Raw genomic sequence first — 13,551 nt, 5'->3', positions numbered from 1 at the left:
TCTCCTCGTCCTGCTGCGCCGGGGCGGGCCCGCCGCACCTCCGTCGGAGCACTGCCCGGGCCGGAGCCCCGGGAGGGACGGCACGGTGCTTCGCCTGCCCACCTTACGTACGCTTCGTCGCATGCCCGCCTACAAGCCCCGCACCCTCACCGTCGTGGCGCTCCTGGCCGCGGCGGTTCTGACGGTGCTGTGGGTCCTGTTCGTGAAGCAGGGCGACGGGGTCTCCTCGCCGCTGCGGGAGGCGTCCGGGTGGCTCCTGACGGCGGCGGGCTGCGGCGCGCTGTACTGGCGGCACCGCATGCCGGTCGCCGTAGCCGTGTTCGTGCTGCTCTGCAGCGGCGTCTACTTCCCCGTGAGCGACCGGGACGTGCCGCTGCTCATGCTGGCCTTCGCCGTGGCCCTGTACACGGTCGCCGCGGACGGGCACCTGGCCGCCGCGACGACGATCGCCCTGGTCACGCTGGCGGCCGTGGCGTACGGGGAGCTCGTCCTGTCGGAGGGCGAGCGGCACGTCGACGACGCGGCGATGTTCCTGCTCGCCGGCTGGTTCGTCGGCCTGGTCGCCGCCGGGTACGCGCAGCGCACCCGCCAGGCGTATCTGCGGGAAGCGGAGCAGCGGGCGCTGGCCGCGGAGCGGGAGAAGGACGTGCGGGCCCTGCGGTCCGCGGCGGAGGAGCGGCTGCGCATCGCCCGCGAGCTGCACGACGTGCTGGGCCACAGCATCTCCCTGATCAACGTGCAGGCCGGGGCGGCACTGCACCGGCACGCGAAGGACTCCTCCCGTACGGGCGAGCTGGTGCGGGCCATGGAGTCGGTGCGGGACGAGAGCCGGGAGGCGCTGCGTGAACTGCGCGCCACACTGGGGGTGTTGCGGCAGGTGGACGAGCCGGCGCCGACCACTCCCGCGGCCGTCGGCATCGTCGGCATCGAGGCGCTCGGGGAGCGCGCCCGGCGCGCGGGCGTCGACGTGCGCGTCGAGGTGGACGTGCGGGCCGAGCTTCCTCCGCAGATCGACCTCGCCGCGTACCGCATCGTGCAGGAGTCGCTGACGAACGTCGTACGGCACGCGTACGCGCGGACGGCGCTGGTGCAGGTGAGGGCCGAGGCAGAGGGCGGATCCGGTGACGGGGCCGGTGACGGGTCCGCTCGCGAGGGCGGCGCTCGCGAGGGCGCCGGCGAGGGCGGGGGAGGAGCGGCGGTGCTGCGGGTGCGGATCGAGGACGACGGGCGGGGCGCCCCGAGCGGAGCGAGAGGCAGCGGAATCAGCGGTATGGAGGAGCGGGTGCGGGCGCTCGGCGGTCTGCTGACGGCGGGCAACGCGTCCCGGGCCGGGACGGGCGGCCGTACGGGGGACGGCGGACCGGCGGACGGCGGCGCGGACGACGGCGCCGGTGGGGGCCCGGGCGACGGCACGGGCTACGTGGTGGAGGCGCGGCTGCCGCTGCGCGGGGAGGGGACGCGGTGATCCGGGTGCTGCTGGCCGACGACCAGACGCTCGTCCGCGCGGGCTTCAAGTCGATCCTCGTGGACGAGGACGACATCGAGGTCGTGGGCGAGGCGTCGGACGGCCGCGAGGCGGTGCGGCTGGCGAGGGAGTCGAAGCCCGACGTCGTGCTGATGGACATCCGCATGCCGGAGCGCGACGGGCTGGAGGCGACCCGGGACATCGCCGGCGACGGACGTCTCGACGGGGTGAGGGTCGTCATCCTGACCACGTTCGACGTCGACGACTACGTCTACGGAGCGCTCCGCGCCGGAGCCTCCGGGTTCCTGGTGAAGGACACCGAACCGGCCGAACTGCTGCACGCCGTGCGGGTCGTGGCCCGTGGCGACGCGCTCATCGCTCCCGCCGTCACACGGCGGCTGATCTCGGAGTTCGCGGGACGTGCGCAGCGGCCCGGTCCCAGCCCCCGGCTGAACGCGCTGACGGAGCGCGAGCGCGAGGTCATGACGCTGGTGGGGGCCGGTCTGTCCAACGACGAGATCGCGCAGCGGCTCGTCCTCAGCCCGGCGACGGCGAAGACCCACGTGAGCAGGCTGATGACCAAGCTCGCTGTGCGGGACAGGGCGCAGCTCGTCGTCCTCGCCTACGAGACGGGCATGGTCACCCCGGGCTGGTTGTCGTAGCACGCGCCCCCAGGCCCGCCGCTGCGTCGCGTCCCGCGTGCCCCCGCGTGTGCGGTGACGGCCGGGCCCCGGCCCGGGTGCGGCTCGGGGTTCGCCCTCAGGGGTCCGTAGGGGGCGGCCGCAACCGGGGGAGTACGGGCGGGGCCGCGTATCACCGCTGAGGGGTGACGCCCCGACGGCAGCCGTACGCGCACGCTGGCGGACGTGGACCCCCAGACTCTCGACCTCGCGCGATGGCAGTTCGCCCTGACGGCGGCCGGTCACTTCCTCTTCGTCTCCCTCACCCTCGGCCTGGCGCCCGTCCTCGCCTGCGTCCAGACGTGGGCGGTGTTCTCCGGAGCCGAGGTGCACGGCCGGATGGTGCGCTTCTGGGGGCTGCTCTACGTCGTCAACTACGCCGTGGGGATCGTCACCGGCATCGTGATGGAGTTCCAGTTCGGCATGGCCTGGAGCGGGCTGGGCCACTACGCGGGAGGGCTGTTCGGCGCCTCCCTCGCGATGGAGACGGTGGTGGCCTTCTTCGTCGAGTCGACCTTCCTGGGCCTGTGGATCTTCGGCTGGAACCGGTTCGGCAAGTGGGTCCACCTGGGGCTGCTGTGGGTGGTCACCCTCACCGCCTACGTGTCCGCGTACTGGATCCTGGTCACCAACGGATTCCTCAACAACCCTGTGGGCTACAGGAGTTCGTCCGACGGCGCCGGAGGCGGCGGCGGGATCGAGCTGGACAGCTCGTGGGCGGTGCTCACCAACCCCAGCACGCTGCTCGCGTTCTTCCACATCTTCGGCGGGGCGCTGCTCACCGCCGCCGTCTTCATGGCGGGTGTGAGCGCGTACCACCTCTTCAAGCGCAGCCCGGCGCACGAACTGTTCCGCAAGTCGCTGCGCATCGGCGTCTACCTCGCGGTGCCGGCCCTCTTCCTCACGGCGGCGCTGGGCGGCGTCCAACTGGCCTCCTTGGCAGGCGTACAGCCCGTGAAACTCGCCGTCTTCCAGGGGCAGGAGAGTGAAGTCGCGCGCCTGCAGGCGGAGTCGGCGGCCCAGTTCGGAGCGGGCGACTACGTGCCGTCCACGGCGCTGACGCGCGGCGGAGCGATCGTGATGCTCCTCGTCTTCGCGCTGCTGCTCCATGTCTGCCTGCCCGGAGCGGTGCTGGCCGCCTTCAGCAAGGCCGTCCACCGGTTCCGCGCCTGGCACGTGGTGCTGATGGCGCTGGTGCCGCTGCCGTACGTCGCGATGACGGCCGGCTGGGTCTTCCGCGAAGCGGGACGCCAACCCTGGGTGATCCAGGGGCTGCTGAAGACGGAGGACGCCGTCTCGCAGCTCTCCGCCGGGCAGATGCGGACCTCGCTGGCCGTGTTCGGGACGCTCTTCGCCCTGCTCCTCGTCCTCAACTGGTGGCTCCTGCTGAGGACGGCCGCACGAGGCCCCGGCGACCCTCTGCTGGGCCGCGACGAACGAGAGCCGGACGGCGGGGGCGGCGACGGACACGGCGGCCACGGCCATGGAGACGGTCTCGGCCATGGAGACGGTCGTGGAGCGGGAGCCGCGGGCGGCACCGGTGCCGGCGGGCAACTCCCGGTGTGGAGCCTGTGATGCCGCAGACCGTGCTGGAGACGCTCGCCGCCGGGCTGCTCGGGTTCTTCACCGCCGGCTGGTCCGTGCTGGCGGGCGCCGATCTCGGGCTGGGCATGGTGCTGCCGTACCTGGCCCGGGGGCCCCACGAGAGGCGCTTGGCCGTCGCCGCCGTCGTGCCGTTCTTCCTCGGCAGCGAGGTGTGGCTCGTCGCCGCGGCCGGTGTCTTCACGGGCTGCTTCACCGTCCTGGAAGGAGAGCTGTTCCAGGGGCACGCCATGGTGCTGATCCCGCTCCTGGCGGGCTGGATGCTCCGCGACACCGGCCTGTGGTGGCACGTGAACGGACAGCCCCGCGGCGGCCGCCGCGGCGGACTGGCACTGGGCGACTGGCTCGTCACCGGCGGCAGTTGGGCCGTGGCCCTGTCATGGGGCTGGCTGCTCGCCGGACTGTTCGCGGGCACGCCCGGCCATGCCGCGGGCGGGTTCCCCGCGGCCCTGACGGCGCTCGGCGTCGCCGCTCTCTTCGCCGCGCACGGCCTCGCGTTCGGTGCGCTCCGCCTGACGGGCGGCCCCCGCGAGCGGGCGCGCCGCCTGACCGTGCGTGCCCTGGGGCCCCGTCGTGCTCTGGCCGTCACCGGCCTGGCGATGGCGGTTCTCCCGCCGGCCGCGGGGGCCCGGCTGCCGCTGGCGGAGTCGGCCGTGACGGAACCGGTGCTGGGCCTGCTCGTACCGGCGCTCCTGGCCGTACTGCCGCTGCTGCTCGCCGCCCAGGTGTGGATGTGGCGGAGCTTCACCCGCCGTCCCTGGCGGCCCGTGCCCCCTTCAGCCGGCGGCGCCCCGGCCTCGTCCGCCGGCAGCCCGGCGCCCGCGGCAGACCCGCCGCCCCCCGACGACTCGACTCTCGTACTCCGACAGGACCGCAAGGAAGGTGACTCGTGATGGGCCGCTCAGGCACCGAAGCCCAGCCGGACCCCGGGACCCGGGCGGGAGGGGGCGGGGACCCGGGACGCGCGACGGGCACCGGCCCGCCGAGGGGAAGCGTCTTCGAACGCGTCGCCGCGCTCTCCGCCAGGCGCCGCTGGTGGGCGCTGCTGCTGTGGGTGGTCCTGCTGGCGGGCATCCACGTGCTCGCTTCAAGCGCCGGTGACGCCTACCGCAACGATTTCTCCCTCCCCGGCACCGATTCACAGCGGGCCCTGGACGTGATGCGGAAGCACGGTTCCGTGCAGGCCGGGGACAGCGTCCAGATCGTGCTGCACGACGAGCGCGAGGGCGGGGTGCGCGCCACGGCCGTACGGAAGCGCGTCGAACCCATGCTGGAGGAGGTCGGCGGACTGCCCGGCGTCGCCCAGGTGCGCAGCCCGTACCAGGACGGCTCCGCGGTCTCCCGGGACGGGACCACTGCCTACGCCGCCGTCACCCTCGACGGCGGGGCCGAGCAGGTTCCGCCGGAGCGCGCGGAACGCATCCTCACCACCGCCCGCGACATCCAAGGGGACGGCCTGCGCGTGGAGTTGGGCGGGGAAGCCGCCCGGGCCGCGGAGGAGTCCGGGGGAGGCGCGGCCGAAGGCGCGGGCATCCTGGGCGCGCTGGTCGTCCTCGTCTTCCTCTTCGGGTCGCTGATCGCGGCCGGCGTCCCCGTGGTGACGGCCGTCTTCGCGGTGGGGACGGCCCTCGGACTGATCGTGCTCGCCTCGCACGCCTTCACCGTCGCCGACTTCACGCCCTACGTGATGATGCTCGTCGGCCTGGGCGTGGGGATCGACTACGCACTGCTGATCTTCACCCGGTACCGGGGCGAACTGCTGCACGGCCAGGACCGGGAGAGCGCCGCACGACGCGCCATGGACGCCGCGGGCCGCACCGTCTTCTTCGCCGGCTGCACCGTGATCATCGCGCTGCTCGGGCTGGTCGTCCTCGGTCTCGGATCGCTCCAGGGAGTGGCGCTGGCCGTCGCGCTGACCGTGCTGGTCACCATGCTCGCCTCGCTGACGCTGCTGCCCGCGCTCCTCGCCGTCGCCGGGGGCCGCATCGAACGCAACGTGGCCCGCCGGGCCGCGAAGCGGCGCGAGGGCGGGCCGGGCGGCGTCGACGGCGGTCCCGACGGCCCGGGCGGGGGCCGTCCCGAAGGAGCGAGGTGGCGCCGCTGGGGCGCGGCCGTCCAGCGCAGGCCGTGGGCCGCGCTGCTGGTGTCGGTGATCGCGCTCGGCGCGCTCGCGGCTCCGGCGGCCGGCCTGCGGCTGGGCTTCGCCGACGCCGGGAACGACCCGCGAACCAAGTCCAGCCGCGCGGCGTACGACCTGCTCGCGGACGGCTTCGGGCCGGGCTTCAACGGCCCGCTGATCGTCGTGGCCGAGAGCCGGGACGGGGAGAGCGTGGCCGAGGCCGCGGGTGAGCTTCACCGCGAACTGTCAGGGGCCCCGGGGATCGCCGGGACCTCGCCACCCGTCCCCACCTCCGACCCGTCCGCCGCGACCGTCTTCGCCTACCCCGGCTCCGCACCCCAGGACGAGGCGACGTCCCGCCTCGTGGCGAAACTGCGGACGGACGTACTGCCGCCGCTGGAGCAGCGCACCGGGGCCCGGTTCCTCCTCGGCGGCCCGACAGCGGCGTCCGAGGACTTCGCAGCCACGGTCGCCGACCGCATGCCGCTCTTCGTCGGCGTCGTCGTCGGGCTCTCGGCGCTGCTGCTCACCGTGGTCTTCCGCTCCGTGCTGATCCCGCTGAAGGCGGCGGTGCTGAACCTGCTGAGCATCGGGGCGTCCCTCGGCGTGATCACCCTCGTCTTCCAGCACGGCTGGTTCGGTGTGCAGCCGGGACCCGTGGAGGCGTTCATCCCCGTGATGATCTTCGCGATCGTCTTCGGACTCTCGATGGACTACGAGGTCTTCCTGCTCTCCCGCATCCACGAGGAATGGGAGCGCACCCGGGACCCGTCCCTGGCGGTGCGCGAGGGACTCGCCCACACCGGCAAGGTGATCACGGCAGCGGGCGCCATCATGATCGTGGTCTTCGCCGCCTTCATGCTCAGCCCGGACCGGATGCTGCAGCAGTTCGGGCTGGGACTGGCGGTGGCGATCCTGCTCGACGCGGTCGTCATCCGCTGCCTGGTCGTGCCCGCGGTCATGCGGCTGCTGGGCCGGGCGGCCTGGTGGCTGCCCGGGTGGCTGCGGAAAGCGCTGCCGCGAGTGCGTCTGGAGCACGGCTGACGAACGGGGGCCCGCGCGGTGCGGACGGGGCGTGCGCCGCCCTGCCGCGCCGCGCACCCCGCCCGGGCGTCGCCTCGTCAACGCCCCCTTGCCCCCGGCGGGTTCAGACGTGCGCGCCCGGATCGACGGCCAGTACCACCTCGCGCAGGGAGTCGACGATGTACTCCGCGCCGGCCGCTCGCAGCTGCTCCGCCTTGCGGTCGCCGGGCGCGTAGCCGAGGAAGGCCACCCCCGCCGCGCGCGCCGCCTCCAGGTCGCGGACGGCGTCCCCGATCATCAGCGCGTCCTGCGGGGACGTGCCGGTCGACTCCAGAGCCTGCAGCAGGCAGTGCGGGTCGGGCTTCAGCCGCAGCGGCCCCTCGGCGCTGCGCCCGTGGATGCGGTCCGCGAACAGCTCGCCCGTATTCCGGGTCTGCAGGTAACGCTCCACGGCCTGCTGGGAGTTGTTGGTGGTGATCGCCAACTGCCGCCCCGTCGCGGAGAGCGTGCGCACGAGGGTGTCCGCGTACGCCGTGGGGAAGGCGCCCGGCGCCGCCTGCACCTCCTCCTTCGTCAGCGCCCGCTCGATGTCGCGGGCGAGACCGCGCTCCACGAGTCCGGGCCGCTCGAAGGAGGCGCGCAGTATCTCCAGCGGGTCCTCGGTCTCCGGGAGCCAGCTTGCGGCGTCCCCCGCGAACTCGTCGGTCAGTACGGCCTCACGCAGCCGTGCGGCGATGGCGGGCGTCGGACGGTCCCGGAAGAGATGGCAGACGGGTCCGTCGAAGTCGAAGAGCACGCTCTTCGCGGCACCGATGAGATCGCGCATTCCGCTCCTCTTACCAGGTCCGTCGCGAGTGGTCGCTCAACTATCTCCCGCGCGGTCCACTGCGTACAGCGTGAAGACGGCGGGGCAGCGGCCGCCGGTCGCGGTGCCAGGAGCGCAGCGCGGCCTTCACGTGCGCGTGGTCGGGGACGTCCCTCAGCTCCAGGGCCGCCTCGGCCCGCAGCAGCGCCCTGCGCACGGATGCGGCGGCAACGTCGAAGTCGCTCTCTGCCGCGTCGGACGGCAGCGCCCCGGCCGCGCGGATCGTATCGGGGAAGACGGACTGCGCGTACTCGAAGTCGAGGTAGAGACGCAGGTCGGACTCCATGCCCGCGAGCCGGTCCACCAGTCCCCGGTTGCGCATCTCCCGCCGCCACAGTCCCGTCAATCGGCGCCCCTCCTCAGGGGTGTACTCCATCCGCACGAGATGCGTCGCCAGGTCGTGCAGGGGGTCGCCGAAGAGCGCGCACTCCCAGTCGACGAGGGTCAGACCGCCGTCCTTGCGGCGCAGCAGGTTGGCGCGGTGGACGTCGGCGTGCAGCAGCGAGTACGGACGCTCGTGCAGCCGTTTCGCGTCGCGGTGGAACCGCTCCATCGCGTCGTCCGGGATGCCGAGCGCGCGGAAGAGGGAGCCGAAGCGGGGGCGGTTGCGCAGGTGGACCTCGTGATGGGCGAAGTCCGCGAGGTTCTGCAGGAAACGCGTGCTGTCCCCGTCGCCGCTCCATTCCGCGGGCAGCGGAGGCAGGCTGCGCGCCGGGACCTCCGCGAGGTCGCCGAAGAGCGAGGCGATGAGGCGCAGCGTCTCGTCCCCGAGCGGCGTTCCGGGCGGCGCCGTCTCGGACAGTGCGCAGCCTTCGACGTACGAGTGGAGCGCGCGCCGGCCGAGCGTGAGCAGTACGCGGGGCACCCCCGGGAGCACGGGGTGCAGGGCGCGGAGCACGTCGCCCTCGTGCCACACACGGGGCAGGACCTGCACGGTCTCCAGACGGGTGCGGATCTTCCCGAACCGGCCGGGTGCCTGCACTATCGAGGCGAGCGGTTCGCGCAGCTCCACGACGTAGTTGTGGTGGTGGTGACCGTGGAGCAGGAACCCGTCGGGGCGGCGCCGGTGCTGCTCGAAGTGCCACCGCAGACGCCAGCGCTCCCAGGCGGTGGGGGAGTCCGAAGCGGCCGGGGACGCCGCGATGGACCCGGGGGGAACAGTCATGCGCGCCACCGGATGATGACTCAGAGGACAGTGAGGGCGCTGAGACTACCCCCTGCGCGGCGCGGTGCTGCCACGGCCGTCCTGCTCAGCCGAGGGGAAGCGGCGTGGCGATGGTCTCCCAGAGGGAGTCGAACCAGTCCTTCGAGTTCTGGACGAACGCGATCTCCTGCCTGTCGTGGCTGCCCGGGCCCGCCGTGGAGCGGAAGAGCGTCGTCTCGAACCCCAGGACGTCGAAGATCTGCAGGGTCTCCCCCTGGTACGACACCTCGCCGGGCACCACGTGGTAATAGCCCGTCAGCGCCTCGGTGCCGTTGAGGACGTAGAGCTTCTGCAGCGGCGTCGCCGCCACCGTCCGGATCTCGCAGCTGACGTCGGGAACCTCGTAGCGGTCCGAGAAGCTCGCGAAGCTCATCTGCAGGGCCGTCGCCCACGTGCGCTGGATCGACCGGAGCCGGTCGAGCGGGCGGGGATCGCCGGGGTCGTCGACGAGGCGGGGGAGCGCCAGGGACGCGTCCGGGCTGGGGATGATGACGCGCACCTTGATGGAGCGGGGTGTGAGGAGGCCGTCCGCGATGGCGCGGTGGGGCCTGGCGAGGGCGTTGTTGAAGGTCTCGGTGGTCAGGGAGAACGCGTCGATCGTGACGTGTTCCGCGCGGAACGCCTCGTAGAGGCGCTCCGCCAGTTCGGTGCCCGCCGGTTTCGGCGCTCCGTGGGAGTGGGCGGGTTCGGCGACGGTCGGGGGCGCGCCGCGGCCGGTGTCGGTGAGCAGCCCGTCGCGCTTGAGTTCGTCGAGGGCCTGGCGGATCACGGTGCGGTTGACACCGAACTCGCTGACCAGGTCCTTCTGTGTGGGGATGCGGGCTCCGATCGGGAGCTCGCCCGAGTCGATCCGTTCCCGGAGTCTGGCGGCGACCACTTCGTGCTGCGGGCGTCCGTGTTCAGCGGGGGTCGTCTTGTCCACAACAAGAAGGTACAACTTCGGGCCAAGCCGCGGGAGTTGTTGGACAACTGTTTTCAATCTCCCGCCAAGTGGGCAGACTTCAGTTGAAGTTGGCGAACAACTTGATCCGCATGGCGAACAAGTGCAGCAGGTATCACCAAGTAAGCGCAGTACCCGCCAACATCACCCGCAATTCGGCAACATCGTTCCGGTTCTTCCGCCTGTCCGACGCCGTACGGGCGCCTCGCTCCGTCTTCTCCGTGCTTCACGAAGGAGGTCTTGCCATGCCTCTGTACGCGCTCATGCTCGCGGGAGCAGTCCTCGGTTTCGAGCGGCTGGTGGAATGGCAGTTCGGTGCCCTCGGGGTCATCGGCTTCGTACTGCTCAGCGTCGGTGTGAAGGCCAAGAACATCACCTGCAGCTGCGTCGGCGCGGTGGTTCTCACCATGCTGATCGTCTGACTGCGCGGCGCGCGGTTCCCATCCCACGCCATATGCCGCGCGCCGCGTACCTCCGCCGCCTCCGCCTTCTCGTGCTGCCGCAACTCCTCAGCGTCCGTGCCGCGTCAGCTCACCGGACAGCCCCTAGGCTGCACGCGGCCACACGACGAGGCGGAGGCGGAGTGAAGATCCCCACGGAGCTGGTCGGTGCCCGTGTCTCGCGCACGTCCTTCGACCAGCAGGTCCGGGTCGGCTTCACGGCCTACCGCTACGGCGCCCGGACGCGTCTCGACGCGGAACTCGTCATCGAGACGGGCTTCACCCTCCGAGACGCCTCCGGATCCCGGTATGCGCTCGAACCCGGTGGAGGACGCGAACTCGCCCCCGTCCTGGGCCTCTTCGACGGGATGGTCACCGGGGTCGACGTGGAGGGCCACGGCGAGCTGAGGCTCGTCTTCGACGACGGGTCGCGTCTGACCGTGGGCCCCGACCCCTGCTACGAGTCGTGGCACCTGACGGGAGAGGGGGTCACGCCCGTGCTGGTCGGTCCCGGCGGCGAGACGCCCTGGCACCGCTGACGCCGCAGGCCGGCGACGGCCTGTCCGCTGCCCGCCGACCGTGCCGGACGTCGGGGCGCACCGGGTCAGAAGACGTCGGGGCACCAGGCCCTGCGCGAGGTGCGGAAGAGCGCGTCCGCCGACGCGGCGGCCCCCTCGCGCTGCTCCTCGGCGCGGCCCAGCGCTGCCAGCCTCACGGCTGACTCGTCGCCGAGCAGCAGAGTCCCCAACTCCCCGATCTCCAGGCTCAGATCGGGGTCGGCGTCGCAGGGTTCGCACACCGCCCCGTCGGGCCCGGCCTCCAGGTGGTACCGCCCGCCCGCGAGACCCGCCGCGTCGTGCAGGTCGAGGACGAGCGTGCCCGGCACGGCGTAGCTGCGGGACTCCAGCAGGCGCGGGACGTCGAGAGGGCGGAGCCACAGGAAGTCCGCGACGGTCTGCAGCCGGGCCGCACGCGGGTCGGGCAGCAACAGCGGCAGCACGTCGTCGGGCGCGCGGAAGCCTGAGCGGACGCGGGCGACCCAGTCGATGGAGAGGACGAACTCCCACAGGGCGCGCTCGGCGGCGGGGGTGAGCGCGGTGAGCGAGGAGACCTCGACGGTGTTCTCCGGCAGCTTCGTCGCCCAGTGCTCCTTCACGCTGTAGACGACGAGGCCCTGGGCCTCCCCGGCGGCGTCCCTGTGGACGGCGAAGAAGGGCATGGTGAACTGGTCGCCCGGGTACCGGTGCTGCCCCGTCAGCTGCCGCCACCACCGGCCGGTGCGGTCGATGACGCCCTGCCTGTGCGGCTGCCCGCGGTAGCGCTCGTACAGCTCGGGCCCTACGGCGCGCACCTCGTCCGCGTCGGCGAACCGGACGCTTCCGCCGTCGGCAGGGCCGGAGTGGCGCGGGTCGAGGCCGGCACGGGCGATCTCGACCTCCCACTCGGCGATCCAGGCGGCCGGGCCGAAGCCGTACCGCCCGTAGATCGGGTACTCGGCGGAGATCAGCGACGCCATGGCGTCCCCCCGCTCCTTCGCCGCTGTCAGCGCCCGCGCCATCATCTGCGAGAGCAGGCCGCGCCGCCGGTGCGTCGGGGAGACGGTGACGTTCGTGACGGCGCACGAGGGCAGGCTCGCGCCGCCCGGAAGCGTCAGTTGCTGCGGCATGGTGCGGAAGGTCCCCACGCAGCGGTCCCCGTCGAACGCGCCTTGCGTGCGGGCCAGTTCGATGCCCGGCGCACGGGAAGCCGCCTCCTCGTCCGAGACCTCGGAGGAGCGCAGGAAGCCGACGGCGACGGCACGGAACCAGGCGGGCAGCTCGTCCGGCGAGGTGAGAGTACGGATCTCCAGGGACATGCGGGCCACGTTAGGCGGGAACGTCCCCGGGCCGCACCGGGATATCGCGCGGCCGGACGGGGCGTGCGCCCGCTCGGAGAGCGAGCCGGAGCGTGCGCGTACCTGGCGTGTGCCGGTACAGGAAGCGGCGCGCGTGCCCGTACCGGATACGTGCGCCTGCCCCGCGGCCGCCGGGGCTCAGAAGGCCGCGCGGACCTCGCCGACCGGCCGTCCCCCGCCCATCAGCGGCGAGTCGGCGATGCGACCCAGCACGGGGGAGTCGACCCCGAGGTCCGCGAGCGCGCGGGCCAGCACCGGGCCGACGGCGCGGTTGCCGCCGTCGTAGAGCTTGAAGGCGAGGGCGCGCCCGTCCGGCAGTCCCACCGCCTGCACCGACTCGGCGCCCACCTTCGCGACGACGCCCGGCACTTCGCGCATCAGCCAGGTGTCGATGCGACGCGTCCCCGCGACGTACTCCGGGTGTGCCCGCATCGCGGCGGCGACGCGGCCCTCCGGGCTGTCCGCCGGCGCGAGCGCGACGGCGCGGAACGCGCGGGCCAGCCCTGTCAGGGTGATGGCCATCAGGGGAGCGCCGCAGCCGTCCGTCCCGACGTGGGCGACACGGTCGCCGGAGAGGGATTCGAGGGTGCGGGCGATGAGTTGCTGCAGCGGATGGGAGGCGTCGAGGTAGCTCTCCCGCGGCCAACCGTTCGCCGCGCAGACGGCGAGCATCGCGGCGTGCTTCCCGGAGCAGTTCATCGCGACGCGGCTGCACGCCGCCTCGCGCGAGCCGGCCACGACCAGCGCGCGGTCGGCCTCCTCCTGGTCGATGGGGAGTTCTGCCGGGCACTGCAGGCTGTCCTCGGTCAGCCCCTGCTCGGCGAGCATCTTGCGGACGAGGTCGAGGTGGAAGGGCTCGCCGGAGTGGCTGGCCGTCGCGAGCGCGAGCCGTTCGCCGGTCAGGCCGAGCCCCGCACGCAGCATCGCCGACGCCTGGACGGGCTTGTTGGCCGAGCGCGGGAAGAAGGGGGAGGTCACGTCGCCCAGCGCGCGCTCCACGCGGCCGTCCGCCGCCAGCACCACGAGGGAACCCCTGTGGTGGCCCTCGGTGAACCCCGAGCGGACGACCTCGGCGAGCACCGGCGGTATCGCGCCGCCGTCGCCGAGGCGAGAGGACGCGGCGGGGGCGGACTGTGAGGACGGAGCGGCCGGCGCCTCCTCGCGCGCGCCCGGCGCCTGACCGCCGGACGTCAGGACGCCGGAGGACTGGTCACCGGAGGACTGGTCGCCGGACGTCTGGTCACCGGACGTCTGGAACGCACCCGGGCTGGGGGAGGACATGCGGCGGAGCCTTTCCGGTCGGCGACCCCGTCCCGTCG

Annotated in this window: 12 protein-coding genes; 7 read left to right on the top strand and 5 right to left on the bottom strand. The window is 73.0% G+C overall.

Going from position 1 to position 13,551, the window contains the following annotated elements; translation table 11 throughout:
* Positions 1-121: 121 nt before the first annotated feature.
* The 5 genes from IEY56_RS08525 to IEY56_RS08505 all read left to right on the top strand — a co-directional run bounded on the left by IEY56_RS08525 (position 122) and on the right by IEY56_RS08505 (position 6,910).
* A complete protein-coding gene (locus IEY56_RS08525) occupies positions 122-1,465 on the top strand; it encodes a sensor histidine kinase (protein WP_189036485.1) in 1,344 nt (447 codons plus the stop codon).
* Positions 1,462-2,127, top strand: a complete 666-nt coding sequence (locus tag IEY56_RS08520) for a response regulator (protein ID WP_189036484.1) — start codon at positions 1,462-1,464, stop codon at positions 2,125-2,127. Before IEY56_RS08525 ends, IEY56_RS08520 begins: the two co-directional genes overlap by 4 nt.
* Positions 2,128-2,331: 204 nt before the next feature.
* Entirely contained in the window at positions 2,332-3,720 is a 1,389-nt protein-coding gene (locus IEY56_RS08515) for a cytochrome ubiquinol oxidase subunit I (protein WP_189036483.1), read from the top strand.
* A complete protein-coding gene (locus tag IEY56_RS08510; protein WP_229711716.1) occupies positions 3,720-4,640 on the top strand; it encodes a cytochrome d ubiquinol oxidase subunit II in 921 nt (306 codons plus the stop codon). The genes IEY56_RS08515 and IEY56_RS08510 overlap by 1 nt, the downstream gene beginning before the upstream one ends.
* Positions 4,640-6,910, top strand: a complete 2,271-nt coding sequence (locus tag IEY56_RS08505; protein WP_189036482.1) for an MMPL family transporter — start codon at positions 4,640-4,642, stop codon at positions 6,908-6,910. The genes IEY56_RS08510 and IEY56_RS08505 overlap by 1 nt, the downstream gene beginning before the upstream one ends.
* Positions 6,911-7,013: 103 nt before the next feature.
* On the opposite strand, the gene IEY56_RS08500 is transcribed toward IEY56_RS08505, so the two are convergent.
* The 3 genes from IEY56_RS08500 to IEY56_RS08490 form a co-directional block, all read right to left on the bottom strand.
* Positions 7,014-7,715, bottom strand: coding sequence for an HAD family hydrolase (locus IEY56_RS08500; RefSeq protein WP_189036481.1), 702 nt, complete (start codon positions 7,713-7,715; stop codon positions 7,014-7,016).
* 40 nt (positions 7,716-7,755) lie between these two features.
* Positions 7,756-8,919, bottom strand: coding sequence for a phosphotransferase (locus IEY56_RS08495; protein ID WP_189036480.1), 1,164 nt, complete (start codon positions 8,917-8,919; stop codon positions 7,756-7,758).
* Positions 8,920-9,004: 85 nt separating this feature from the next.
* On the bottom strand, positions 9,005-9,880 hold the full coding sequence (locus IEY56_RS08490; RefSeq protein WP_189036479.1) for a GntR family transcriptional regulator: 876 nt from the start codon (positions 9,878-9,880) through the stop codon (positions 9,005-9,007).
* A 263-nt stretch (positions 9,881-10,143) separates the two neighbouring features.
* Between IEY56_RS08490 and IEY56_RS08485 the strand changes: the two genes are divergently transcribed.
* Positions 10,144-10,320 carry a hypothetical protein gene (locus tag IEY56_RS08485; protein ID WP_175439819.1) on the top strand — a complete coding sequence of 59 codons (177 nt, stop codon included), beginning with the start codon at positions 10,144-10,146 and terminating at the stop codon, positions 10,318-10,320.
* Between the two features lie 161 nt (positions 10,321-10,481).
* Positions 10,482-10,877 (top strand): DUF6188 family protein, encoded by a 396-nt coding sequence (locus tag IEY56_RS08480; RefSeq protein ID WP_189036478.1) that lies wholly within the window; start codon positions 10,482-10,484, stop codon positions 10,875-10,877.
* Positions 10,878-10,942: 65 nt separating this feature from the next.
* Here the strand turns inward: IEY56_RS08480 and IEY56_RS08475 are convergent, their stop codons facing one another.
* Positions 10,943-12,193, bottom strand: coding sequence for a GNAT family N-acetyltransferase (locus IEY56_RS08475; RefSeq protein WP_189036477.1), 1,251 nt, complete (start codon positions 12,191-12,193; stop codon positions 10,943-10,945).
* Between the two features lie 177 nt (positions 12,194-12,370).
* Positions 12,371-13,513 (bottom strand): asparaginase, encoded by a 1,143-nt coding sequence (locus IEY56_RS08470; protein WP_189036476.1) that lies wholly within the window; start codon positions 13,511-13,513, stop codon positions 12,371-12,373.
* Positions 13,514-13,551: the final 38 nt, after the last annotated feature.

Origin of the sequence: Streptomyces daqingensis (genome assembly GCF_014645895.1) — a bacterium.
GTDB lineage: Bacteria > Actinomycetota > Actinomycetes > Streptomycetales > Streptomycetaceae > Streptomyces > Streptomyces daqingensis.
This window is presented reverse-complemented; position numbering and strand designations above follow the sequence as displayed.